This window comes from Thermostichus sp. OS-CIW-29, from assembly GCF_054058195.1.
On sequence record NZ_JBSSAB010000037.1, the window covers coordinates 1 to 24,687 of the forward strand.

The 24,687-nt window shown below is 58.5% G+C and carries 23 protein-coding genes; 13 read left to right on the top strand and 10 right to left on the bottom strand.

The annotated features are described in order from the left end of the window. Window positions 1-281 precede the first annotated feature (281 nt). The gene (locus tag ACVWZJ_RS11985) at window positions 282-1,055 is read left to right on the top strand and encodes a ZIP family metal transporter (protein WP_457396178.1); all 774 of its coding nucleotides are present in this window, start codon (window positions 282-284) and stop codon (window positions 1,053-1,055) included. Between the two features lie 49 nt (window positions 1,056-1,104). Beyond that, on the top strand, window positions 1,105-1,911 hold the full coding sequence (locus ACVWZJ_RS11990; protein ID WP_457396180.1) for an alpha/beta hydrolase: 807 nt from the start codon (window positions 1,105-1,107) through the stop codon (window positions 1,909-1,911). On the opposite strand, the gene ACVWZJ_RS11995 is transcribed toward ACVWZJ_RS11990, so the two are convergent. Then, the gene (locus ACVWZJ_RS11995; protein WP_457396182.1) at window positions 1,877-2,659 is read right to left on the bottom strand and encodes a DUF3598 family protein; all 783 of its coding nucleotides are present in this window, start codon (window positions 2,657-2,659) and stop codon (window positions 1,877-1,879) included. The two genes, ACVWZJ_RS11990 and ACVWZJ_RS11995, sit on opposite strands and share 35 nt — an antisense overlap. Window positions 2,660-2,785: 126 nt before the next feature. Between ACVWZJ_RS11995 and ACVWZJ_RS12000 the strand changes: the two genes are divergently transcribed. Next, a complete protein-coding gene (locus tag ACVWZJ_RS12000; protein ID WP_255344536.1) occupies window positions 2,786-2,914 on the top strand; it encodes a hypothetical protein in 129 nt (42 codons plus the stop codon). Window positions 2,915-2,963: 49 nt separating this feature from the next. Here the strand turns inward: ACVWZJ_RS12000 and ACVWZJ_RS12005 are convergent, their stop codons facing one another. The 3 genes from ACVWZJ_RS12005 to murC all read right to left on the bottom strand — a co-directional run bounded on the left by ACVWZJ_RS12005 (window position 2,964) and on the right by murC (window position 5,873). Beyond that, a complete protein-coding gene (locus ACVWZJ_RS12005; protein ID WP_457396184.1) occupies window positions 2,964-3,230 on the bottom strand; it encodes a hypothetical protein in 267 nt (88 codons plus the stop codon). Between the two features lie 119 nt (window positions 3,231-3,349). Further along, window positions 3,350-4,336 carry a UDP-N-acetylmuramate dehydrogenase gene (gene murB, locus ACVWZJ_RS12010; protein WP_457396186.1) on the bottom strand — a complete coding sequence of 329 codons (987 nt, stop codon included), beginning with the start codon at window positions 4,334-4,336 and terminating at the stop codon, window positions 3,350-3,352. A 61-nt stretch (window positions 4,337-4,397) separates the two neighbouring features. Continuing rightward, window positions 4,398-5,873 (bottom strand): UDP-N-acetylmuramate--L-alanine ligase, encoded by a 1,476-nt coding sequence (gene murC, locus ACVWZJ_RS12015; RefSeq protein ID WP_457396188.1) that lies wholly within the window; start codon window positions 5,871-5,873, stop codon window positions 4,398-4,400. Between the two features lie 311 nt (window positions 5,874-6,184). Here murC and ACVWZJ_RS12020 point away from each other — a divergent pair, with 311 nt between their 5' ends. From ACVWZJ_RS12020 to ACVWZJ_RS12030, 3 genes are all read left to right on the top strand, one after another. Then, window positions 6,185-7,336: an ABC exporter membrane fusion protein gene (locus tag ACVWZJ_RS12020; RefSeq protein ID WP_414329074.1), complete on the top strand. Its 1,152-nt coding sequence runs from the start codon at window positions 6,185-6,187 to the stop codon at window positions 7,334-7,336. A 9-nt stretch (window positions 7,337-7,345) separates the two neighbouring features. Beyond that, a complete protein-coding gene (gene devC / locus ACVWZJ_RS12025; protein WP_457384302.1) occupies window positions 7,346-8,530 on the top strand; it encodes an ABC transporter permease DevC in 1,185 nt (394 codons plus the stop codon). A 225-nt stretch (window positions 8,531-8,755) separates the two neighbouring features. After that, entirely contained in the window at window positions 8,756-9,493 is a 738-nt protein-coding gene (locus ACVWZJ_RS12030; protein ID WP_011433168.1) for a DevA family ABC transporter ATP-binding protein, read from the top strand. On the opposite strand, the gene ACVWZJ_RS12035 is transcribed toward ACVWZJ_RS12030, so the two are convergent. From ACVWZJ_RS12035 to hisG, 4 genes are all read right to left on the bottom strand, one after another. Beyond that, window positions 9,490-10,461: a GDP-L-fucose synthase family protein gene (locus ACVWZJ_RS12035; RefSeq protein WP_457396191.1), complete on the bottom strand. Its 972-nt coding sequence runs from the start codon at window positions 10,459-10,461 to the stop codon at window positions 9,490-9,492. The genes ACVWZJ_RS12030 and ACVWZJ_RS12035 overlap by 4 nt on opposite strands. Window positions 10,462-10,558: 97 nt before the next feature. Beyond that, the gene (locus ACVWZJ_RS12040) at window positions 10,559-11,743 is read right to left on the bottom strand and encodes an NAD(P)/FAD-dependent oxidoreductase (protein ID WP_457396193.1); all 1,185 of its coding nucleotides are present in this window, start codon (window positions 11,741-11,743) and stop codon (window positions 10,559-10,561) included. Window positions 11,744-12,110: 367 nt separating this feature from the next. Continuing rightward, window positions 12,111-12,905 (bottom strand): photosystem II manganese-stabilizing polypeptide, encoded by a 795-nt coding sequence (locus ACVWZJ_RS12045; RefSeq protein ID WP_457396194.1) that lies wholly within the window; start codon window positions 12,903-12,905, stop codon window positions 12,111-12,113. A 108-nt stretch (window positions 12,906-13,013) separates the two neighbouring features. Next, on the bottom strand, window positions 13,014-13,721 hold the full coding sequence (hisG, locus tag ACVWZJ_RS12050) for an ATP phosphoribosyltransferase (RefSeq protein ID WP_011433162.1): 708 nt from the start codon (window positions 13,719-13,721) through the stop codon (window positions 13,014-13,016). Window positions 13,722-14,022: 301 nt separating this feature from the next. On the opposite strand from hisG, the gene ACVWZJ_RS12055 reads away from it, so the two are divergent. From ACVWZJ_RS12055 to ACVWZJ_RS12065, 3 genes are all read left to right on the top strand, one after another. Next, the gene (locus ACVWZJ_RS12055) at window positions 14,023-15,144 is read left to right on the top strand and encodes a nucleotidyltransferase family protein (RefSeq protein WP_414329069.1); all 1,122 of its coding nucleotides are present in this window, start codon (window positions 14,023-14,025) and stop codon (window positions 15,142-15,144) included. Beyond that, the gene (locus ACVWZJ_RS12060) at window positions 15,122-15,868 is read left to right on the top strand and encodes a GvpL/GvpF family gas vesicle protein (protein ID WP_011433160.1); all 747 of its coding nucleotides are present in this window, start codon (window positions 15,122-15,124) and stop codon (window positions 15,866-15,868) included. Before ACVWZJ_RS12055 ends, ACVWZJ_RS12060 begins: the two co-directional genes overlap by 23 nt. Window positions 15,869-16,011: 143 nt before the next feature. After that, window positions 16,012-16,674 (top strand): hypothetical protein, encoded by a 663-nt coding sequence (locus tag ACVWZJ_RS12065; RefSeq protein ID WP_457396196.1) that lies wholly within the window; start codon window positions 16,012-16,014, stop codon window positions 16,672-16,674. A gap of 88 nt (window positions 16,675-16,762) precedes the next feature. On the opposite strand, the gene ACVWZJ_RS12070 is transcribed toward ACVWZJ_RS12065, so the two are convergent. Continuing rightward, the gene (locus ACVWZJ_RS12070) at window positions 16,763-17,005 is read right to left on the bottom strand and encodes a hypothetical protein (protein ID WP_414351871.1); all 243 of its coding nucleotides are present in this window, start codon (window positions 17,003-17,005) and stop codon (window positions 16,763-16,765) included. 170 nt (window positions 17,006-17,175) lie between these two features. On the opposite strand from ACVWZJ_RS12070, the gene pyk reads away from it, so the two are divergent. The 4 genes from pyk to dnaN all read left to right on the top strand — a co-directional run bounded on the left by pyk (window position 17,176) and on the right by dnaN (window position 23,955). Then, window positions 17,176-19,035 (top strand): pyruvate kinase, encoded by a 1,860-nt coding sequence (gene pyk, locus ACVWZJ_RS12075; RefSeq protein ID WP_457396198.1) that lies wholly within the window; start codon window positions 17,176-17,178, stop codon window positions 19,033-19,035. A 138-nt stretch (window positions 19,036-19,173) separates the two neighbouring features. Then, window positions 19,174-19,404 carry a DUF4327 family protein gene (locus tag ACVWZJ_RS12080; protein WP_457396199.1) on the top strand — a complete coding sequence of 77 codons (231 nt, stop codon included), beginning with the start codon at window positions 19,174-19,176 and terminating at the stop codon, window positions 19,402-19,404. A gap of 151 nt (window positions 19,405-19,555) precedes the next feature. Beyond that, window positions 19,556-21,838 carry a RelA/SpoT family protein gene (locus tag ACVWZJ_RS12085; protein ID WP_457396201.1) on the top strand — a complete coding sequence of 761 codons (2,283 nt, stop codon included), beginning with the start codon at window positions 19,556-19,558 and terminating at the stop codon, window positions 21,836-21,838. A 740-nt stretch (window positions 21,839-22,578) separates the two neighbouring features. Beyond that, window positions 22,579-23,955 (top strand): DNA polymerase III subunit beta, encoded by a 1,377-nt coding sequence (gene dnaN, locus ACVWZJ_RS12090; protein WP_457396209.1) that lies wholly within the window; start codon window positions 22,579-22,581, stop codon window positions 23,953-23,955. A gap of 517 nt (window positions 23,956-24,472) precedes the next feature. Here dnaN and ACVWZJ_RS12095 read toward each other — a convergent pair. Next, complete coding sequence (locus tag ACVWZJ_RS12095; RefSeq protein ID WP_414380595.1) at window positions 24,473-24,664, bottom strand: hypothetical protein; 192 nt, start codon at window positions 24,662-24,664, stop codon at window positions 24,473-24,475. Between the last annotated feature and the right edge of the window lie 23 nt (window positions 24,665-24,687).

Sequence of the window (24,687 nt, forward strand, 5' to 3'; positions counted from 1 at the left end):
CAACTCTTTGCCGCAAATCCAAAGAATGAGTCGGCATTCCTTTCTCTCCTTCCTCTTGAATACCTGTACCCTATTTTAAATTAAAAGGCTGTAGCTGGCAAACTCCAACTAGGGAATAGCTCCTTCAGACTTGCTCTTAGGTACCTTGCTTGTAAGCACAAAATCTGGCGCTCCAAGCCAACTTTCAGAACCTCGCCTATGCCGCTCGAGCCAGCAATGTTCACACAACGTTGGAAAGGGAGGAGAATTGAGAAGCATTCGGCCTTTGTGGAGATTGGCTTGTGCATCCAATTGGGATGGGATCCCTGGCCAGCTTGATCGCCGGGTTGGCGACGGGGCTGGGGGCTTTGCCGGCCCTTTTTCTTCCCTCGCTCTCCGAAAGGGTACAAGGGATCCTGCTGGGGTTTGGGGGTGGGGTGATGTTGGCGGCCACCTCTTTTTCCCTGCTGGTGCCGGGCACCGAGGCAGCCATAGCGCTGGGGTATTCCCCATTTGGGGCGGCTGTGGTGATGGTGGCAGGCCTGTTGTTGGGGGCGATCTTCCTGGAGAGTGCCCACCGCCTCTTTCCTCACGAGCACTTTTTCAAAGGGGTGGAAGGGGAGAACCGCGCCCATTTGAAACGGATTTGGCTGTTCATCATTGCCATCGCCCTGCACAATTTCCCGGAAGGACTGGCGGTGGGAGTGGGTTTCGCTACCGGCCAAGTCGGCGATGGGTTGGCGTTGGCGTTGGGGATCGGCTTGCAGAACATGCCAGAAGGGCTGGTGGTGGCTTTGTCACTGGTGGGCCAGGGGTACTCGCGGCTGTTCGCTTTTGGCATCGCCCTGGTGACCGGGCTGGTGGAGCCCATCGGCGGGATCCTGGGAGCAACGGTGGTCTCTCTGGCGCAGCCCCTACTACCCTGGGGCATGGCTTTTGCGGCGGGGGCGATGTTGTTTGTCATTTCCGATGAGATCATCCCTGAGTCGCACCGGCAGGGGTTGGAGCGGGAGGGCACCTTTGGGGTCATCAGTGGGTTTGTGGTGATGATGTTGCTGGATATCACCTTGGGCTAGCAAGGGATCCCGTCGCGAAGTGGAACGGAGTTTTATTTTTTTATGTTTTATGTTGAGTAACGAACCCTTTTTGTGGCGAGGAGCAGGGGAACACGCCTGTCTGCTGCTACATGGATTGGGGGGCGGTGTTTACGAGTTGCAATGGCTGGCAGAGCGGCTGTTGGCGGCTGGCCTGACAGTGCAGGGATTTAACTATCCCGGCCATGACAGTGCTCCGCATCGCTTACACGGCCGCCGGTCTGCCCACATGCCCCCTTCCCGCTGGACGGAGTGGTACGGGCGGGCTTTGGAGCATTATCTGGCTTTGCAGCAGGAGTATCCCCGCGTTTCCTTGGTGGGCTTTTCCACCGGCTGTCTGCTGGCTTTGCACCTGGCTTTTGCCCATCCCATCCATAAATTGGTGCTGCTGGCGCCATTTTTCGCCATTCGCCACCGCTGGTACTATCTTTTTCGCCCTGAGCAGTACCTGAACAGCCTGGGTTGGCTATTGAAGGAGGTGCCCCGCCTCAGCTTGCCGATTCGGGATGGGGACGCTCGAGCCTTGGCAGAAAGAACGGCCTATTTCCGCAGCTTTAATCTGTCGGCGGTGCGCAGCGCTCTGGAGCTGATCGAGCGGGTCAAGGGAGAGGTGGCCGGCATCCGGGTTCCCACTCTGATCCTGCAATCTCGCCAAGATACAGTAGTGGATCCTGAACAGGCAGCGTGGCTCTATCAAGAGCTGGGATCCGAGGAGAAGATCTTGCATTGGCTGGAGCACTCCGACCACATCCTCACTTTGGACTGCGAGCGGGAAACGGTGTTTGCCCAGGTTTGCGCCTTTCTCAAACGGGATCCCTCTGCGCCCGGATCAGCGTAACCCCTTGCCAAGCACCGCGGGCATCGTAGTCTCGGCTCAAACGCAAGAGACAGTGGCAGTCTTCCGGCTGCGGAAACCAGCTCAGGCTCACCGAAAAGCTGCGATCCCGCTGGGCAGTGGGGATGGGCAAGGGATCCGGCCCGCCAATCCACAGCCCTCCCGGCAAGGGATCCCAGTTGCTCAACCACTCTGCCCCCGAGCAGTCCACCTCGGTTTCGGCAAACCGGCCCTCGGCAACCGCAAAGCTCTGGGCGATCCCCCGCCATCTCCCCTGGAGGCAGGCCCTCAGTCGCTCTTTGCTCAGGGGTGCACAGTCTGCAACGGGATCCAAAGGTTGGCCGCGGCGCTCCAGGATCGCGGTTACCTCTACCAGACGACCTTGGGCATCCCACTGTTGCACCAGCCGCGCCTTGCGATCCCCCCAGAGAAAGCCCTGCTCGACGGCAAAATCACTAAACGGCGCTAGTTGCAGCCGCCCATTGGAAAAAGATCCATCGGGGAAAAAGCGCAATCCCGGCGAGAAATCCTGGTAGACCCAGCTCTGGGAGCTTTCGGGAGTGGGGGATCCCTGTAGGGGGTAGTAGGCGTTGGTTTGGCGGATCGCGCCCAACTCCAAAGCCTCAAAGGTAATGAGGCTGCGCTTTTGGCCTACTAGCTCCCAACCACCGTGGGCAGTAGGTCGATAGTCAGAAAAGAGGCCGTGCCATTCTCCCAAGTGTAGGGCTAGGCATTGTATCGGGGTTTTCATGAAGAAGCCTGAAGTGCAACGTTGAAGACAGAGCCGATGGGGAAGAAGCTCCGGGGTGGTATTTTACCTTTTGGGGATAACATCAGCTTTCTGATGAAAGGGTTGTGGTTTACCGCGGCTCAAAAAATGACAATGCAACCTGAAGTAGCCAAGGTTTTGGCCGAGCGGGGAGAGCGCTGGGTGCCCTGGATTCTGGTGGGTTTGGGGGTGTGGATCCTGTTCAAAAATGAGACTTGGAGATGGCTTTTGTCTTAGACTCTGGCCGGGATTTGTTCGTGATAGCGGGACGGGATTCTTTCGAGTTCTAGTCGTTGTGTCGGTCTAGGGAGGGATCCCAGTCCAGATCTTCGTGGCGGTGCTCCCGTTCCCAGCGATGCACCCAGTCCCAAATGCGATAGTGCTGCTCGGCGGTGAGTTGCTTGGGATCCTGGGCCAAAGCGGCAGCCTCTTCCGGGGTGAGCAAAGCAGCCAGGCTGCCGATCTCCACCAAATAGCGGCGTTCTTCCGCAGTGGTGTGGGAGTGATTGAGCCGTTGAATTAAACGACGTAAGGTGGCTGCATCTTGACTCATAAGCCGATAGGAAAGAATCGACGAGCATCTAAGCTGGTAAGAACAGTTTAAGAGCAGAATCATCGAAATTATCAAAGTCATCAAAAGAAAGCAGGCCAAATTGCCCAGCCGATGCTCTTCTAATCCTCAAAGGATCCCAGAATGCGCACTTCCGGCTCCAAAAGCACCGACCATTGCTGATAGACCTTTTCCTGGGCCAAGCGAATCAAGCGGTAAATGTCCTTGGCACTCGCCTGATGGCAATTGAGGATGAAGTTGGCATGGCGCTCTGAAATTTGGGCCCCACCCATGCGGTACCCCTTCAACCCCACCTGCTCGATGAGCCAGCCGGCAGGGTGAGACTCTGGGTTGCGAAAGACGCTGCCACAACTGGGCAAATGGTAGGGCTGAGAGCTTAGGCGTTGGTTGAGGTAGCGCTGGGTTTCCCACTGCACCTGGGACGGATCCCTGCTTGGGATCAACTGCAACGTGGCCCCTGTCACCGTCCAGGGGGAGTCCTGTAGGCGAGAGCGGCGATAGCCAAATTGCAGATCGACAGGTTCTAGGCGGCAGGGCTCTTGTTCCTCATCCAAAATCTGTACTTCCGCCAGCACATCTGCCATGGCGCGTCCGTGGGCACCCGCATTCATCACCACGGCTCCCCCTAACGTGCCAGGGATCCCAATCGCCCACTCCAACCCACTCCAGCCTTGCCTGGCGGCGGCCCGCGACAGATTGACCAAAGGCTCTCCGGCAGCGGCCCAAATTCTCCCCCCTTCCAGCAGTTGGATCCCCCGCAAACGGCGAGTGCCGATCACCAGCCCCTTCAACCCCGCATCGCTGATGAGCAGATTGCTGCCTGCCCCTAACAGCGTCGTGGGGATCCCTTCTGCTCGCGCCCAAGCCAAACACTGCTGCAGCTCCAGGTGGCTACGGGGCTCACAATACCACTCGGCCTTGCCGCCCACACGAAAGGTGGTCAGAGGAGCCAACGGGATCCCCGATTGAATTCGTCCAGATAGCAGAGCCGCCGGCCCGCGGGGGAGAAGCCTGTCTTCAGCGGTAAGACTTGCCGCCTCAGACTCACAGGAACCGTCCCGCTGAGGCACCACCGGAGCCGTCGTCATGATTCAATACCTCAGAAGCAGCTATCTTTTCAGCTGAAGTTTGGATTTTTGGCTTTCCTTTTCAGCTGAAGTTTGGATTTTTGGCTTGCCCAGGCTGTTCCCTCACCTGAGCCGCATATGCCCGCATCGTAGCGATTATCTGCTGATTTAGGTCCCCTGCGCCCAAAAAAACGGCGAGATCTCCAGGCTGCAGGACGGACGGCAACACCTCCGGCAATTGCGGCAAAGACGACACATAGCGCACATGGGGATGGTGCTCCGCCACCGCCACGGCCAAGCGCAAGCTGTCGGAACCCTCAGGCGCCGGCTCTCCTGCCCCATACGTGGGCACGATCACCACTACGTCCGCCTCCCCAAAGCAGCGGGCAAAATCTTGGAACAGGGCAGCCAAGCGGCTGTGGCGATGGGGCTGAAATACCGCCACCACCCGCCGCTGCTGTAGCCGTGCTGCCTGCAGGGTGGCTCGAATCTCGCTGGGATGGTGGGCATAGTCGTCGATAAAGGTGACTCCACCCACTTCCCCCTTGTGCTCAAAGCGGCGATGCGCCCCCCGAAATTGCGCCAAAGCTGAGGCAATCACCGCAAACTCCAAGCCCAACTGTCGCCCAACGGCAACCGCCGCCAGGGCATTGCTGAGGTTGTGGGATCCCAACACCTGTAGGCGAAGCTGTCCGAGGAGGGATCCCTTTTCCCAGATCTCAGCGCAGGTGGAATTGGCAGTGTAGAGGATCTGACGGGCTTGGTACTGGGCTTGGGGATGACCGGTCAGGCTGTAGCCCACATCCACCGCCAGGTGAGCCGCCACGTTGGGACAGTCCAGGCAGGCCACCAGCGTTTGGCTCTGCTGCCCATACTGTTGAAAAGCCCGGATCACCTGCCCCAAATCGGCGTAGTGATCGGGGTGATCCAGCTCAATGTTGGTGATCACCCCAATCTTGGGATAGAGCCGCACCAGGGATCCATCCGACTCATCCACCTCGGCCACCCAATACTCCCCCTGGCCCAGACGGGCATTGCCATCCCAGGCATCCACTTCCCCGCCGATAATCAAGGTGGGATCCCAGCCCGCCGAGAGCAACACATAGCCGATCATGCTGCTGGTGGTGGTTTTGCCGTGAGTGCCGGCCACCCCAATGCCGGAGCGACGGTTAAACAGAGCCGCCAACAAGTCTGCCCGGTGCCAAACCGTCAATCCTTTGCCCAGGGCAGCGGCCAATTCCGGATTGGTGGGGCGAATGGCGCTGGAATAGACCACCTGGGGATCCCCGACCAACCCCTCCAAGCTGTGGCCCTGAAAGAAGCGCACCCCCAAAGCTTCCAGGCGGCGGGTACGGCCATTGGCGACAATGTCGGATCCGGAAACGCGAAACCCTTGTTTAGCCAGGATATAGGCCAGGGCCGACATCCCCACTCCACCAATGCCCACAAAGTGATAGGTGGAAAGCAAGGGATCTAGGGGATCCAAATGCAGGGGCGGAGGCTGAGACCGAACCGGCAACGGCGGGATGGGATCCCCTCCTCCAACTGTTTCCACCATCGCAACTCCACCCCACTCCTAAAACCGCCCCACTCCTAAAACCGCCACACTCCAAAAAAAGGACTGCGTTCTGCTGACTACAAACAGGTTCGAACAGGCCACATCATATCAGGAATCCCCAGAGCTAGGTAGGCTGCGCCCCACCGGTTGCCGTGATCTGCCGGCACCTTGGGGAACCCACAGGGGGTGAAAATACGGTGAGCACAAGCAACATAGAATACAGCTGGACATTTTCATCCCAAAAACTTTACACTTATTTAAGAAAAAGAGGCGGCGTTTGTCGTCTGCAAAGCCACAGCGGGTAAAAGGCCATGAACCCACGAGCGCTTTGGTCGCTGGCAGGAGTCGGGCTGCTTGGTTGTGCCGGTCTGGCATGGCTGGGATTGAGCCAACAGGGAGCCACACAGTCGGTATCGGGAAGTGCAGAGGCAACGGTGGAAATGCGGCTGCCTCCGCAAGTTGGTGCTTTGGGTCGCCTGGAGCCGGAGGGGGAAGTGCTGCGCATTGCCGGTTCCCCCGGAGAACGGCTGGGAGAGCTGCTGGTGGCCGAGGGGGATCGCGTGGTGGCAGGCCAAGTGCTGGCCCGCTTGGAAAGCTACGCCGAGCGGTTGGCGGAGCGAGAGTACGCTGCCGCCCAACTTCAAGAGGCCCGCGCCCGGTTGCAGGCCGAGACCCGTTTCAGTCAGGCCCAAATCCAAGAGGCACGCACCCGCCTCAGCCGTCTGGACGAGCCGCAACAGATGCAAATCCGCTCCCAGGAAGCGGTGGTGGAACGTATCCGGGCAGAACTGGCCGATGCCGAGGCCAATCTGGCCCGCTTTCAGGAGCTCTGGCAGGAAGGAGCAATCTCGCAACAAGAGCTGGATCAACGCCGGCTGCTGGTGCGGCAACGACAGGAGGACTTGCGGGCTGCCGAAGCCACCCTGAGCCAACTGCGCCTGGCCCGTGAGCGGGATCTGCTCAATGCCCAAGCCCAAGTCCAAGCTGCCGAGGCGGGACTGAGTCTGGCCCAAGCCCAAGTCCAACTGGGATCCCTGGCCCGCAATCTGGAACTGGCAGAAGCTCGCCTAGAGCGCACCCTCATCCGTGCCCCTCGGGCTGGACAGGTGCTCAAGATCCACACCCGCCCTGGAGAGGTCATCCCCGCCGGCGAGGGCATTCTCGAGCTGGGCAACACTGACCAAATGATGGTGGTGGCCGAGGTCTACGAAACAGACATCTTGCGGGTTCGGCCAGGCCAGCAGGCCACCATTAGCAACCGCGCTCTGCCAGAAACCCTGCAGGGCCGAGTGGAGCGGGTAGGCCTGCAGATTGGCAAGAAAGATGTGCTCAACACCGACCCAGCTGCCGATGTGGATGCCCGTGTAGTAGAGGTGTATATCCGCCTGGATCCGGAGAGCAGCGCCCGCGTGGCTGGCCTGACCAACCTGCAGGTGAATGTGGCCATCGATGTCGAGGGGTAGGCTCAGCCCATGTACAGCCTGTTCAGTGTGGCTTTTATCGCGCGCCGGATCCCGTTGGCCTGGCTGCAGTTGACGCGGGAGAAGATCCGCCTGCTGGTGGCCCTGGCGGGCATTGCCTTTGCTTGCATCTTGATGTTCATGCAGTTGGGCTTCCAAGACAGTCTGCTGGAAAGTGCCATCCGCTTCCACGTGGCCCTGAAGGGAGAGATCTTCCTGGTCAGCCCTCAGTCCAACGCCCTGATTGCCATGAACACCTTCTCCCAGCGGCGGCTGTATCAGGCTCTGGGCTTTGAGGGGGTGCGGGCCATCTCGCCTGTCTATGTGGGCTTTGCCCTCTGGAAAAACCCAGAGACCCGCCGTACCCGCAGCATTTTTGTGGTAGGAGTGGATCCCTCGGCTGATCTGTTGGACTTGCCGGAACTGACGCCGGACAAGCTGGAAGAGATCAAAAAGGCGGACGTGGTGCTGTTTGACCGCCGCTCCCGCAGCGAGTTTGGCCCCATCCCAGAGTGGTTTGAGTCCGGGCGAGAGGTGGTTACTGAGGTGGGAAACCGCCGCGTCCAGGTGGGGGGCCTGTTTGAGATGGGGGCCACCTTTGGAGCCGACGGCACCATTCTCACCAGCGATCTCAATTTCCTGCGCATTTTTCCGCAGCGGGGGCGTGGCCTGGTGGATATCGGCGTGGTGCAGCTTCAGCCGGGGGTGGATCCGGATCCCTTGGTGCGGCAGATGCGGGCTTTGCTGCCGGAAGATGTGCGGGTGCTCTCACGGGCGGAGTTTATCGATATGGAGCAAACCTACTGGGAAGAGGGCACAGCCATCGGCTTTATTTTCGGCCTGGGGGTGGGCATGGGCTTTATTGTCGGCATTGTGATTGTCTATCAAATTCTCTACACCGATGTGTCGGATCACCTGGCGGAATATGCCACTCTCAAAGCCATGGGCTATACCGATACCTACCTGCTGGGGGTGGTATTTCAGGAGGCGCTCCTGCTGGCCGGCTTGGGGTACATTCCTGCCTTTGCCCTGTCGGTTTTGCTCTACGATTTGACGGCCAATGCCACGTTGCTGCCTATTGCCATGACCTTCAACCGGGCAGTGCTGGTGCTGGGGCTGGCGGTGAGCATGTGTTTCATCTCAGGAGCGATTGCCGTGCGACGGCTGCGGGCAGCGGATCCTGCCGACATTTTCTAGAGTTTTGGCTGTGGGCAGGGCGCCGGGGCGTTGGTAAGTCAATAGTCTGCCAAAGGGGATCGGATGGATGGTGAAGGGTTTGAGCTAGGCTGTCTAAAAACTTCTGGGATCCTCATCAACGCTCTCCGGCCAAAGGTTTCTAAATGGTCTCATCTCAACGCTCCAAATGACGGCCTAAGTGGTCAATGAGTTGTCAACGCAAAGTTTTGAGATTTTGAGTTTCCTATGCTGACTCCTCTTCTCGATCAAGCTGCCCTTGCTTCTGCCCAGAATGCCGTTGAGCCAGTGGTGAAAGCCGAAGGTGTAAACCACTATTTCGGCGAGGGATCCCTGCGCAAGCAGATTCTCTTCGACATTAGCTTTGCCCTGCAGCCAGGGGAGATCGTGCTGCTGACTGGCCCTTCCGGCTCCGGCAAAACCACCCTGCTGACGCTGCTGGGGGCCTTGCGCTCGGTGCAGGAGGGCAGCTTGCGGGTGTTGGGACAGGAGCTGCGGGGAGCTCAGCCCAGTACTCTCATTCAAATCCGCCGCCAGGTCGGGTACATTTTCCAGGCCCATAACCTGCTGCGATCCCTGACGGCAGCCCAAAACGTGCGCATGGCCCTGGAGCTGCACAACGGCCTCTCTCCTCAGGAAGCCCAGCAGCGAGCGGAAGCAATGCTGGCGGCGGTGGGCCTGGGGGATCGCGTCCACTACTACCCGGAACAGCTTTCCGGCGGACAAAAGCAGCGGGTGGCCATTGCCCGCGCCTTGGTTAGCCATCCCAAGCTGGTGCTGGCGGACGAGCCCACGGCAGCCCTAGATAGCAAGTCGGGTCGCGAGGTGGTGACCCTGATGGAGAAGTTGGCGCGGGAGCAGGGTTGCACCATCCTCATGGTGACCCACGACAACCGCATCCTGGACATTGCAGATCGGGTGCTGCACATGGAAGATGGCCGGCTGGAGAGCCAAGCCGTTGCCTAACTTTGCCCAGCACAGGCGTGGCAGCGGTACCAGTCAATGGTGCGCTGCAGACCTTCTCGCAGGCCGACTTTGGCCACAAAACCCATCCTCTCTCGGGCTTTGGAGACATCCAGACAGCGGCGGGGTTGGCCGTTGGGCTTGTCCGTTTGCCAGCGGATCTCTCCCCGGAACTCCATCAGCTCGCAGATGAGGGCAATCAGATCCCGGATGGAGATCTCTTCGCCGGTGCCCAGGTTCAAGGGATCCGCCCCGTCGTAAAGCTGGGTGGCCATGACAATGCCGCGGGCCGCATCTTCAGCGTAGAAAAACTCGCGGGTGGGGCTGCCATCCCCCCACACTTCGACGTAGTTTTGGCCCCGTTGCTGCGCTTCGTGCACTTTGCGGATCAAGGCTGGGATGACGTGGGAGCTTTCGGGGTCGAAGTTGTCCATGGGGCCGTAGAGGTTCACCGGCAGGAGGTAGATGCCGTTGAAGCCGTACTGCTGCCGGTAGGCCTGCAGCTGCACCAGCAGGGCTTTCTTGGCGATGCCGTAGGGGGCGTTGGTCTCCTCTGGGTAGCCGTTCCAGAGATCCTCTTCCTTGAAGGGAACGGGGGTGAACTTGGGATAGGCGCAGATGGTGCCCACGCAGACAAACTTCTCCACCCCGGCCAGGTAGGCGGCGTGGATGAGCTGGGATCCCATGATGAGGTTGTCGTAGAAGAGTTCTCCCGGCTTGGCTTGGTTGAGGCCGATGCCACCCACGTGGGCGGCCAAATGGATGACGATATCTTGCCCTTGCACCACCTCTTGGCAGACTTCCCAACGGCGCAGATCCTGGGTGCGGGAGCGCGGGATGCGCACCTGCTCTGGCTTTACCCCCAGCACCTGCAACTGTTGCAGCACATGTTTGCCCAAAAAGCCGCTGCCCCCTGTGAGCAAAATGCGCTTCTGGCTGAGATCGACGGAGCTGGGCAAGCTGTTGGGCATAGATCCGACGCAGAGAACTTCCGGCTTTCATTATGCTGCAGACGGGATAGCCGTATTCCAGACTTGTTGGCGATGGTCATCGAGAATAGGCAAGGCATCAACTCAAAACCTGGGCAAACCGCGCCGGCGACAGAGCAGGGATCCATTCATCCGCTTGTCCATAGGCTTGTTGGGCGAAGCGACGGGCCAAAGCGGGCAGGATGGGCAGGGGATTGCTGAAGCCGGAAAACAGTTGTAAGCCTTCCCAGCCGGGCAGGGATCCCACCAGAGGCTGGTGATCAGCGCTGAAGGCCACCAAGCAGTGATACCACCGTCCAGGCGGGTGGGCCAACTTGGGCAGGTAGCGACCGGCTTGTGCCCGGATCTGGGCTTCGCTGGCGGCTGCATCCACCTCGGCATGGGGATCCGTCAATACCCGGCTGATCTGGCCCATGCGAATGCTGCCATCTACAAATTGCAGGATCCCGGCATCCAGAATCGGCGGGCAAAGCTCGTGCCCTGGCTCGTCCCAAAGGGGATCCCGATCGGGATGGGCGGCTTGTCGTTCCAGTTCCAAGCGTTGCACGGGCACGCTCATCACCAACGCTTTCAATTGCAAATCCGAGGGCTCCAGCTCCAGGGATTCGGCATGGGTGTAGTAGATGGGCACCCGGATTCCCGCTTGGCGCAACAGAGCCCGTGTCCAGCCGCCGGCGCACACCACCACCTGGCCTGCTCCGTAGCAGTCGGCTCCGGACTCTACGCCCGTGATGCGCGCTTCCTGCCGCCGCAGGGCCGTTGCTGTTGCGATCAAGAGGGATCCCCCCAATCGTTGAAAGGCTTTTTGAAAGGCCAGCGCCGTCAACAAGGGGTTGATGTGGCCATGCCGAGCCCAGAGGACTACTTCCAGAGCGGCCGGATCCAGCAGCGGCTCCAGCTCGCAGGCTGCCGCCACCGAAATCCGCCGGGGTGGGATGCGACAGTCGGCCAGATCCGCCTCAACGGCCTCTGCATCGTAGCCGGGGGCAATGGGCATGAGCAGATCCAGCTCGCGAAATTGAATATCTGCCTCCAGCTCTTCTGACAGGGTGCGGTAGCGTTGGATCCCTTCTTCCCCCAGAGCTTTGAGCAGCGGCGTTTTGCCCGCCCAATGGGCCAAGCCCCCGTAGCTGTAGCGGGTTGCTCCGTTCAGCACTCCATCTTTCTCCATCAGCAGAACGGATCCCCCCTGGCGGGCCAGTTCATAGCTTAGGGCTGCCCCGGTAATCCCACCGCCGATCAGAATCCAGTCGTAGTTGGCCATCACTTCCCTCTTTGCCCTGAACCTCATCTTGCGGCAAAGAGGCTCCGTTCAGGGTAGCGAGCGCAGCAGAACTCGGATCCGCACTGGTGGCGGTACTGGCTGAAGCGGAACTCACAAAGGGCTTCCTTGAGTCCAGATTGAGAGTCCCCTTGGGTCCAGAGTCAACATAAAAGGCAGGTTAGTGGCATCGGCCATCTGCAAATGAACCTGTGGCGGCATCTGGCCCAGACTTTATCGCTGCACACTTCCCCAACAGGCAAAAGGGGCCAACCTGGACAGAGAACATAGCCAACAGAAACGGGCGGAGATCTCCGGGATCCCTGCCCATCCTGGTTTGAGGCGGGTTATTCTCTGCCCTCAGGCGCTTTCAAGACTCTCCCGCCAGGCGGGCGTAAAACAGGCCTTGAATGCGAACAGTGTGGGGTTCCATCGCCCCTTGCTCGGTGCTGGAAGGCTGAATGCTAACAAAGGATCCCGCCATTTCGCCAGTGCTGGCATCCACGCGAGCAATCCGCAGCGACATTTTCCCCTGGGAAACCTCGTCCACCTTGCGGTTGGTGGCAAAATCATCTTTGGCAGCCTGTAGACCTACCGCAGTGTCGTAGCCGGTGTTGGATCCCCGCCCGCGCGGGTCGAGGAAGGTGCTGCTGTGATAGCCGGGCACCAAGAACTCCCCTTCAAAATCGGTCGAAGGGTCAATGGCGGAGCCCTGGGCAGTGGCGACCAAGTCTTTCACGCTAAACAGAAACGGCACCAGCTCGCGGCGGGGCATTTGGCCGGTGGTCGGCTGAAAGGTGATCCCATCCACCACTTTGAGCTCCAGCACGCCGTCTTTGGGAGTCACCTCGGCTTTAATCGGCCCCAGAGTGGCCGCTGAGATCATGATGTTTTTGGCCTTGATGAACTCTTTCTCGCCGTTCCGCTTTTCCTCTTCCACCTCAATTTGCACCGGCTGGAAGCAGACATCCGTCAGCTTCAGGGATCCCCCCCTAGGCACTTCGATACGGCCCCGGGCGTTGTCCGAGACCGAAGGGCAAATGGCGGCCTTGCCGGTGTTGCGGATCTGGTCATAGGTCAGCGGCGCCTTGGCAGCCTTAGCCGGAACAGCAAAGACGCTCAAACAAAGCGCCAACAGGATGGCGAGCAGTGGACGGTACCGCATAATCAACCTCGAAAAACCTTTTTTGAATCTGAACGCTGCTGGGGGAAATAAGCCCGAATGCCCCCATTGTACGCAATCGTGATCCCCCTCAGAGGAAGTGCCTCAAAATTAGCCACCCACCAACAGGGATCCCAGCCAGCGTTCCCGAATCTGGGTGATCAACTCGCGGATAGGCTGTTGGTTGACACGGTAGCTGATGGGATGGGCAATCAGGCGAGCTGTACTCTCGAATAGGCAGTCTCGCTCAATCAGGCCGTTTTCCCTCAGGGTGCGCCCTGTGGCTACCAAGTCGACGATGGCATCGGCCATGCCGGTGAGGGGGGCCAACTCCACCGAACCATAGAGAGAGATAAGCTCCACCGGCAAATCCAGGCGGTCAAAATACTCCCGGGCGCAGCCGACAAACTTAGAAGCCACGCGGGCATGAGCAGGCAACTGAGCTGCCGAGTGGTAGGGGCTATCTTGGGGAAGGGCCACCGACATGCGACAGTGGCCAAATTGGAGATCCAACAGGTGGGCCACCCGCGCTTCGGTGCCGGCATAGCGCTCCCGCAAGACGTCGTAGCCGACAATGCCCAACTGCGCCTGCCCGTACTCCACGTACACCGGCACATCGTGAGTGCGCACCAGCAGCGCTTCGTAGCGTTGTCCGTTCAGCCGGGTGGGGGATTCAATCCGCAGCAGGCGATTGCCGGGATCCAAAAAACGGCTGAAATCGATCCCCACCTGCTGCAGGCATTGAATGGCCTCAGGCAGCAAGGCCCCCTTGGCCAGGGCAATCGTGATGGGTGGGCTGTCGGGACGGCCATCCAGCATCTTTTTCAGGATCTACTACATTTGTCTGATACATCCGTCTGAATCTTGGGCCAGGAGCAATCAATGTAAGAATGCTGGGATCCCCGTCTGCCGGGTGGAACTCTCAGGAGAGACGGGGCAAAACGAGGGGCTCAGGGGAAACCCTTGGCGAAATGCCCAGAAGAGCAAGCCCCCTTGATTGTAGGGGATCGGAATCCCAGCAGCGATTCCCCAGCCTCTTGAAAGCCCCGCCGGTTCTCTGGAATGCCGATCCTGGGATGATAAAGTCAGAGCACGGTTAGCCCGGAGGAGTGACGACGGCATGAAAGCCATGATCCTGGCAGCAGGCAAAGGCACGCGGGTACGGCCCATCACCTACATGATGCCGAAGCCGATGATCCCCATTTTGCACAAGCCTGTCATGGAATTTTTGGTGGAGCTGCTGCGGGAACACGGCTTCGACCAGATCATGGTCAACACCAGCCACTTGGCCCACCAAATCGAAGACTACTTTCGAGATGGGCAGCAATGGGGGGTTCACATCGGCTTTTCCTTCGAAGGCCATTTTGAGAACGGCCAGCCGGTGGCCGAACCTCTGGGCTCCGCTGGCGGTATGCGCAAGATCCAGGATTTCTCCGGATTTTTCGACAGTACCTTTGTGGTGCTCTGTGGGGATGCCCTGATCGACCTGAACCTCACGCAGATCGTCAACTTCCACAAATCCAAGGGAGCGCTGGCCACTGTGGTCCTGCGGCAGGTGGATCCCAGCCAGGTCTCCAGCTATGGGGTGGTAGTCACCGACGAGACGGGTCGCATCACTGCTTTCCAAGAAAAGCCTAGGCGGGAAGAGGCCCTCGGCCACACCATCAACACCGGCATCTATGTTTTCGAGCCGGAAGTGTTCGACTACATTCCCCCTGGCTGCCCTTACGACATCGGCAGCGATCTCTTCCCGGCCTTGGTGAAAGCGGGTGCCCCCTTTTATGGGATCACGGCTGACTTTCAGTGGGTGGACATTGGCCGCACCCACGACTACTGGCTGGCGGTGCAAAAAGTGCTGCGCGGCGAGATCAAGGGAGTCAAGGTGCCTGGGATCCAGATTCAACCCGGCGTATGGACGGGGATCAACATCCGCGCCAACTGGGATCGCATCCACATCGAGCCACCGGTCTACATCGGGGCCAGCAGCTATTTGGCGGACGGGGTCAAACTCATCGGCCCCACGGCCATTGGCTACGGATGTGTGTTGAATGAAGGGTGTACGCTGGATGGCAGCTTGATTTTTAACTACACCCAGATTGCGGCAGGCGTGACCCTACGCCACCAGATGGTGATGGGTCGCTACTGCATTTCCTCGGATGGCAATGCCATCGACACCGAAGAGTCCAACCTCACGTGGCTGATCGGAGATGCCCGCAGCAATGCCAACGGCAAATCCCCATAGCGCCCTCTACCTCTACGGGATCGTCGCTGCCCCTGGCCCGCGTCATCTGAGTGTGGTGGGGCTGGACAAGCAGCCGGTGCAGGTTCATGGGCTGGGATCCCTGGCCTTCTTGTACTCCCAGGCTCGACAGGAGCGCTACCTGGCCAGCCGGGCCAACTTGCTCGCCCATGAGGCCGTGCTGGAAAAAGTGATGAACGAGGGACATCGGGCTCTGCTGCCCCTGCAATTTGGTCTGGTGGTGAGCGGCTGGGAGCAGGTGGAACGGGACTTGGTGCAGCCCCGCTTGGCGGATCTGCTGGCTCTGCTGGAGCGCCTAGAGGGCAAGCGGGAGGTGGGAGTAAAGGTCTTCTGGGATCCCGAGCAGGAGCTCAAGCTGGGGCTAGAGGAAAACCCTGCCCTCAAAGCTCGGCGAGACGAAATGGCCGGCGCTCCTCTGGGGCTGGACGCGGTAGTCGAGATCGGACGGGCTCTGGAGCAGCTCTTAGAGCAGCGACGTCAGCGCATTGCCCAGACCTTTACAGCAGCCCTCAGCCCCTTGGCCAGCGACCGCGTAGAAGGAGATCTGCTCACCGAAAACATGGCCTACAACGGCTCGTTTTTGATCAATTGGGAAGATGAGCCGGTTTTTGCCCAAAAAGTAGAGGAGCTAGACCAGACCTTCCAGGGGCGGCTGCGCATTCGCTACAACAACTTCACCGCTCCCTACAATTTCGTCAAACTTTGACACACTCAGCTGTATTGGGTCACTTCTCTACAAAAGACAAGAGGAGACCGCTCGGCTGAATGGTCGAAGGCAGGGATCCTTTTGGAAATCTGCTCAGGTATTGTGGGGATGGGCGCTGCAGTCTGTAAGCCGAGGGAGACGGTATGGGGTTGCTTATTTTTATCTTGTTTTTAGCTCTGGCTGCCGGGATCTTGGCTCTAGCCCTTTACCACGAAAAGAAACGTCGAGAAGCTCTGGAACGGGTAGCTGCACAGCTAGGAATGCGCTTTTCTGCCCAGTTGCCTGAAGAGATTCGATCTCGCTTGTTGCAAGCAGGCTTTGGACTGTTTGAACGAGGCCATGGGCGGCGTTTCTATAATTCGATGTCCAAGCGGCTGATCGATGGCACTGAGATTACCGTTTTTGATTACCAATACACCAGCGGCAGTGGCAAGAGTTCTAGCACTTATCGCCAGTCCGTCTTCTACGCCTATCACGAGGATCTTCATCTGCCCCGTTTTCGGCTGCACCCCGAAAATGCCCTTTTCCATGGCATCGCCAAAGCTTTTGGCATGCAAGATATCAATTTCGAGAGCCACCCTAAGTTCTCCCGGAGCTATCTCTTGCGAGGAGAGAATGAAGCCCAAGTTCGGCTGCGGTTCCATCCTGGCGTCCTTGGTTTTTGGGAGCAGCATCCCAACTATTGCGCCGAAGGAGCTGGCGCCCACCTCATTCTTTGGCAAAATGACCGACAGGTGAATCCCGAAGGGATGGCAGAATGGATGCGCTTGGGGGAAGAGTTGACTCAACGGCTGCGGCGTAGGTAGCAGCAGAGCCTACGGCCCCCCGCCGCGAACGGTCAACCTCGGCCTAAACCTCACCCCAAGAGGGTGCGCTGCAATCTCAAGAACCTCTCTACTGAGCGCCGAGGGCCGCCAACAAATCATCTGCCAACAACACCGCCGTATAGACCAAAGCCTGTCGTTGCTCAGGAGACAAATCGCCGACGGGAGTCTGGGGATTGCTCACGATACCCTGCAGTACTCTGCTGGCTATGTATTCCCGCTTGGAAACCCCTGGGCTGGAGATAGTGGGGTTATCCAGAGAGAACTTCTGATGGTGCTCGAAGGGGAAGGCGTATTCGGGGGCAACCGGCATCGCTCGACTCCAGATGGATCTCTACACTCTGCTTTGCCTATTTTCCCATCCTCTCTCGCTGGGGATTTTAAAAAAGCGGTGCCTCAAAAAAGACATAACGGGTTATCGTAATCAGAGAGATCCCTATGTGGGGGAAGGATCTGGGCTGCTCTCCCTTGGGAACAGTGGACATGCATTTGAGGGATTCTTTTCGACGCACCAAAATTGTTGCCACCATCGGCCCTGCCAGCTCAAATCCAGCCATTCTCAGGGAGATGATCCTGCAAGGGGCAACCACCCTTCGCCTGAACTTCTCCCATGGGGATCACGAGCTACACCGCCGCAGCATTCGCCTGATCCGCCAAACTTCGATGGATCTGGGCATCCAGGTCGCCATTTTGCAAGACCTGCAGGGGCCCAAAATCCGCCTGGGCAAGTTCGCCGAAGGCTCGATCACCCTCAAGGCAGGGGATCCCTTTGTGTTGACCAGCAAGCCCGTCTTGGGATCCCAAGAGCGCAGTTGGGTCACCTACGACAAGCTGGCCCAGGAAGTGCCCGAAGGAGCGACGATCCTCATCGACGATGGTCGAGTGGAGATGCGGGTGGAAGCCGTGGATCCGGAAGCGGGCGAACTCTTCTGCCGCACCATTGTCGGGGGTACCCTCTCCAACAACAAGGGGGTCAATTTCCCCGGTGTGCGCCTGAGCATCCGCGCCGTGACCCCAAAGGATAAAGAAGATCTCTACTTCGGCCTCAACCAAGGGGTGGATTGGGTGGCCCTCAGCTTTGTGCGGGATCCCTCTGATGTGCTGGAGCTGCGGGAGCTCATTGCCTCAGCCAAACGGCCTTCTTCCGGCTCAGCCGACAAGCGGGTACCCATCATCGTCAAGATCGAGAAACACGAGGCCATTGAACAGCTGCCCCAGATTTTGGCCCTCAGCGACGGTGTGATGGTGGCACGGGGAGATCTGGGGGTAGAGCTGCCCGCGGAAGAGGTGCCGATCCTGCAGAAGCGGGTGATCGCCCTGGCCAACTCCCTGGGGATCCCGGTGATTACGGCCACCCAAATGCTGGACAGCATGGTGCACAGCCCCCGACCCACCCGTGCCGAAATCTCCGATGTGGCCAACGCCATTTTGGATGGCACCGATGCCGTCATGCTCTCCAACGAGACGGCTGTGGGCAAATACCCTGTCGAGGCCGTTGCCACCATGGCCCGCATTGCCGTGCGCACCGAGCGCGATTACTTTGACCTGACCTACGCCGACCGACGACAACGCCTTCGCACCCTTGCCATGCAGGAGCTGAGCCAAAACAACGGCAACAGTCCTGCCGGGATGCGGCCCAAAACCCTGATCACCGACTCGATCAGCCGCGCCGTGGGGGAGATCGCCCAAGAGTTGGATGCTGTAGCCGTGATGACCCTGACCAAAACAGGGGCTACTGCTCGCAATGTCTCTAAGTTTCGCCCCCGCACTCCCATCCTAGCCGTAACCCCCCATGTGGAGGTGGCACGGCGGCTGCAGTTGGTTTGGGGGGTACATCCGCTGTTGGTTATGGATTTGGCCACCACCCGCCAGACCTTTCAAGCGGCCATCAGCTTGGCTCAGGAAGATGGCTTGCTCAAGGATGGCGACTTGGTGGTGCTCAGTGCAGGAACCCTGCCAGGCGTTGCGGGATCCACCGACCTGATCAAGGTGGATGTGGTGAAAGCGGTGGTGGCTCAAGGCAAAGGGTTTGGCAAAGGCATTGTCAGCGGCCCGGCCCGCATCTTGAGATCCAGCCTCGATGCCAGCAAAATCACCGCCGGGGACATTTTGGTTGCCCAATCCACCGACGCCAACTATGTGGAGGCCATCAAACAGGCAGCCGGCGTGATTACCGAAGAAGAGGGAGCCTCCTCTCATGCAGCAGTCATTGGCCTGCGGCTGGGGGTGCCGGTGCTGGTGGGGGTCAAGGATGCTACCCGCTTAATCCGGGATGGATCTATCGTCACTCTGAACCCAGAAAAAGGCATAGTGACCGCAGGAGCCGATGGCTTGGGCTTTTAAGCGGGCCTTAAGGTTGCCTGCAATACAAACTTGTATCTCTTGCTACGAAACGAGACCCAGTTCTATGATGGGGGTAGCGAGGCAAGATTTTCCCTGACCCTTCGGTGCGTCCCATCCATTCCACGTGTAGGTTAAGCTATGCCCACTTTACAAGCCACCCACTATACGGTTGAGGCTATCCAGGAGGAAGCTCGTCGCCTTGTCCGGCAGGGGGTCTTGCGCCGCTCCGAAGCCATTGCCCACCTGCAACCCTTCTTCCCCCAGCGGGAGTGGCAGGCGATTGCCCAAGAGCTGGAGCTGCAAGACTACTGCCCCTCGGATCCTCTCTGCGATTTAATCGGCAACTGCGAGGAGTGGAGCGAAGACTGACTCTCGATCTGCCGAGGATGGCAAGCGGTCGGCGTTGGCAGACAGCCAATGCCTCTTTTTATTCCAGCCGTTTTTTCCTCCTCTAATCTGTCGGCGGCTAAGCTGGATGAACTATAGTCAGTAATTAAACATCCCTTTTCGCCGGGTTCGCATGGGTCAGACGGCTGTCATTGCCACCTCAGATAGAGGTCTCGACTTGAATAACCTCAGTTTTGAGGTGCCAGGGTGGCTGCGTGCTCTGCTTTCCGGTGCCGAGGATCCCGGCGATGGGTTGCGGCCCTACACGGCTGAAGAAGCCGATCTGCTGCGCCGTGCCTTTGAGTTTTCCTATTGTTTGCATCAGGGCCAAAAACGCAAATCGGGGGATCCCTACATTGCCCATCCGGTAGCCGTGGCCACTCTCCTGCGGGAGCTGGGGGGAGATGCGGTGACGGTGGCAGCGGGCCTTTTGCACGATGTTATTGAGGATACAGAAGTTACCCCAGAAGCCCTGGAAGCTGAATTCGGCTCTGAAGTTCGCCTACTGGTAGAAGGAGTTACCAAACTCTCTAAGTTCAACTTCTCCAGCAAAACCGAGCAGCAAGCGGAAAATTTCCGCCGCATGTTTGTGGCCATGGCCAAAGACATTCGAGTCATCGTGGTCAAGCTGGCGGATCGCTTGCACAACATGCGCACCCTGCAGTATCTCTCCCCCAGCAAGCAACGGCAGATTGCAGCCGAAACCATGGAAATTTTCGCCCCTTTGGCCAACCGGCTGGGGATCTGGCATTTCAAATGGGAACTGGAAGACTTGGCTTTTAAGTATCTGGACTACGAGGCTTACCGGAAGATTCAGGAATTGGTCAACGCCAAGCGCGCCGAGCGAGAGGCCGAGATCCAAGCTTTTATCGAAGAGCTGCGGCAGAACCTTCTTCAAGCGGGACTGGAACGCTTTGAGATCAGCGGACGGCCCAAACATTTGTACAGCATCTATCGCAAGATGCAGCAGCAGCACAAAGAATTTCACGAGATTTACGATCTCTCGGCAGTGCGGGTGATCGTGCATACCAACAGCGAGTGCTATCGGGTGCTGGCAGTCGTTCACAACTGCTTTCGCCCCATCCCTGGGCGTTTCAAAGACTACATTGGTCTGCCCAAGGCCAATCGTTACCAATCTTTGCATACGGCGGTGATTGGCCCGCAGGGACGACCGGTGGAGGTGCAGATTCGTACCGAAGAGATGCACCGCGTGGCTGAGTACGGGATCGCCGCCCACTGGAAGTACAAGGAGGCCGGCAGCACCACTGTCAAGCCCGACGAGGAGCGCTTCACCTGGCTGCGACAGCTCTTGGAGTGGCAAAACGACCTCAAAGATGACAAGGAGTATCTGGACACCCTTCGCGAGAACCTGTTTGAGAGCGAGGTTTACGTCTTTACGCCCAAGGGGGACTTGCTGGCTCTGCCCCAGGGATCCTGTCCGGTGGACTTCGCCTATCGCATCCACTCCGAAATTGGGGATCACTGTGCAGGAGCGCGGGTAAACAACAAGATCGTGCCCCTGGATACCCGCCTGCGCAACGGCGACATTGTGCAGATCATCACGCACAAAAATGCCCATCCCAGCCTGGACTGGATCAATTTCGTTGCCACCAGCTCTGCCCGCAATCGCATTCGCCAATGGTTTAAGCGCTCCAATCGCGAGCAAAACATCGCGCGGGGCCGGCATTTGCTGGAGCGGGAACTTGGCAAAACGGGCTTTGATGCCCTGCTCAAATCAGAGCGGATGCAGAAGGTGGCCGAAAAGCTCAACTACGCCAGCGTAGAGGATTTGTTGGCCGCTCTGGGTTATGGCGAGACGACCCCCACGCTGGTGATCCATCGGCTACAGGAGGTCAGCAGGCCGGCAGTATCTGCTCCCACAGAGGAGGAATCGCTTGAGGGATCCAAGCTGTTGTTGCCGCGGGCTTCTGTGGCTTCCAGTTCCGTCAAATCCCAATCTCCCATTCTGGGGGTGGAGGGTCTGAAACACCAGTTGGCCAAGTGTTGTAACCCGCTGCCGGGGGATCCGATTTTGGGCGTAGTCACCCGCTTTAAGGGTATTAGTATCCACCATCAGGACTGTCCACGGGTGGCTCAGGTTTCGGGGGAACGCCTGGTGCCAGTACGCTGGAACGAAGAGCAACTGCGGCAGAGCACCCAGATCTACCCGGTAGAACTGCATCTGGAGGTTATCGACCGCGTCGGGGTGCTGCGGGACATCCTTTCCCGCCTATCGGATCAAGGTATCAATGTTCGCAATGCTAAGGTACAAACTTTTGCCAACCGCACCGCCCTGATCGATCTCTGTATCGATGTACGTGATAAAAAACAGCTCACCCAGGTTCAAAGTCAACTGCGCCAGCTTTCTGACGTGCTCGTGCTGCGCTCCCGCCATCACCAAAACGGATCCCGTTGACCTACGCCTGGCCCTTCGCGGGTACGGACTCTAGACCGCATCCCTATTGCGACTCGCTCCTGCAGCAGCCCAATTTTGGGTCAGGCGCTGTCCCATCCTCATCCTGACCTCCTTTGCCGCTTCTGGTGCGCAGAGCGCTTTCCCGCTCCTCTGGGGTCTTGCCAAAAATCCCGTGTCAGCTCACAGGTGGCCAGGCAAGGCCGACAAGCCCAGAGCAATATCCCAGGCTTTCTTGGACAGCCTGTGGAAAACCTGTGGAAATCCAGCGAAGCCCGCCCCAGCTCCGATGGAGTTCCTGGCCATATCTAGGGGGAGGACTCACTACATTACGGGATCCTACACTGACTGTGCGTTAATTTTTATGAATTTGTCAGAAAACCATAACATTAGCCTGTGGAAAACCTGTGGAAAAACCTGAAAAATTTGTGGAAAACCTGTGGAAAAACCCCCCAAGTTATTAACAGGTATAAATACTCTGTGGAAAAGTGGCCAAGTTATCCACAGTTTTTCCACAGGTGGGGAATAAGCTCAAAAGCTCATGGCGCAAGGTGTTGACGATCACTTTCCACAGTTTCCACAGCCCCTACTACTACTAGATCAAAAAATTAAATTAGGCAGGGATCGAAATTTCAGATCTGTCCTACGCGCGAGGCAAATTTTCCAAAACTTGTCTGCAAGGGCAGGGATCCAGTCGGGGCAGCCGGTGTAGGATGTGCATGTTCAGCCCTCAAGTGCCCCTGATGGTGCAAGCTCAGCGTCCTGTGGATCGAGAATCGGAAACCGAGTCGTTCGCGCTGGTGTTGCGCAGCAGCAAGACTGCAGCTCCCTATCGTGGGGAGAGCCGCTTTAACGAAGTTGTTGACGCGCCGCTGGAGGGTTTTAGCTTCACCTGCGAGCAAGCCGATCTCAGCCACCACCTCGCTTCCGTTGGACGGGCTGTGGCCAGCCGCCCCGCCCTGCCCGTTTTGGCCAACGTGTTGGTAGAGGTCGATGCGGAAACTCAACGGGTTGCCCTCACTGCCTTTGACTTGAACTTGTGCATTCGCAGCGAGTTCGAGGCTCAGGTCAAGGGATCCGGTTGCACCACCCTGCCGGCCAAGCTGCTCAGCGACATCGTCAGCCGTCTGCCCAGCGGCCCAGTGACTCTTGACGCGAGCAGCCAAGCCCAGGAGAGTGCCCCTGTGATTCTCATGTCGGCAGCCGGCCAGTACCAAGTGCGCAGCATGTCGGCTGAAGAGTACCCCACCCTACCGGAAATATCGCTCCGCACCGCCGACGCAGATGGCGATTTTGTGGGGGAGGAAAGCCCAACAGCTCAGGCCCTGGAGCTGCCCATCGAGAGCCTGTTGCAAGGGATCGGCCAAACCCTTTTTGCGGCCTCTGGAGATGAGACCAAGCAGGTGCTCACAGGGGTGCATGTCAAGCTCTTGGCGGGGGATCCCCCTTGCCTGGAGTTTGCAGCCACCGATGGGCACCGTCTGGCGATGGTGCAGGTGGAGGCCGAAGGGATCCCGGTTGCTTCGGCCCATGGGGAAATAGGGTTGGATTTCACCATTCCCGCTCGCACTTTGCGAGAGGTGGAGCGCATCCTCGGCACCCAGACCGCGGCCTCTACGGTGGAATTGCGGTTTGACCGATCCCAGGTGCAGTTTGTGCTGCCTCCTCGCGCCAGCAAAACGCAGTGCCAACAGCGGATCACCAGCCGCCTTTTGGAGGGCCAATATCCCGACTACAACCGCCTGATTCCCAGGCAATTTGAGCGGCAGATAACCCTGGAGCGTCGGCCTTTGATTGAGTCGCTGGAACGGGTGGGAGTACTTGCTGCCCAAAGAAACGACATCGTCAAGTTCAATCTTTCTGCCGCAACCCAAACCCTGCGCATCAGCACCGAGGCGCCCGATGTGGGCAGTGGCGAGGAATCGTTGCCAGTGCAGATGTCTGGTCCTGACCTGGAGCTGGCCTTCAATGTGCGTTACCTGCTGGATGCCCTCAGGGTGTTTCATACGCAGCAGGTGAGCCTGGAGCTAAACGGCGCCACGCAGCCGGCCATCTGGAAGCCCCTTGGGGCAATGCGGCTCTGTTATTTGGTTATGCCGGTGCAGCTACGGGCTACCTAGTCTTAGGAGAGCTCCACCCAGCTCTAGTCCAAAACTCTCAAGATCATCTCAGTACAAATCTACAGTTGTTTGTACAAATCTACAGTTGTTTGCATTGCCCCCTCTCCCAGAGGGAAAGGAGCCAGGGATGGTCGCGGAAGCGGCGCCGAGCGTTCAGGGAGCATGCCTCTAATACCCAAAACCCTGAACTTTGCTGAATTTACTGAGCTTTAGGCGGTTTGGCAAAAGTCATTGAGAGGGATATAGTAGACCAAGTTTCCCCCTGATCCTTGAGTCCACCGCAACGGTTGCCGGGAAGTGAAGGGGGAAAGCGCTCGGGGGGTATTCCTCAGGGCTTTGCGGGATACCGCCTTCCTGTTTGGACTCCGTCCCGCTGACGCGAACAGAGATAGGCAGGATGCGATCGCTTCTTTCCTGAACCATGTTCAGGAGAGTTCAGCGTGAATGTATCAGTGTCCTAATCTAGCTTGAAATGACCGTGTTTTAGGTGGGGCTACTGTGTTTGACTCGATCCAGCTCAAACAAAGCGGTGGGTAAACTCCTGCACCAAGTCCACACGTCCTTTGCGCAAAACCGCTCCCACGAGAGCAAGACCATGGCGGCCCAGCACTGTGGCCTCAGAAAGAGGGTAGGGCATGTATGTTAGCTTGCGTCCCTGGCCCAGCGACAATAGCCCCACCATTTTCTGGCGCCGGCCTCGAGGCCGCAAGATCCTGCTAGGAAAGCGTATCC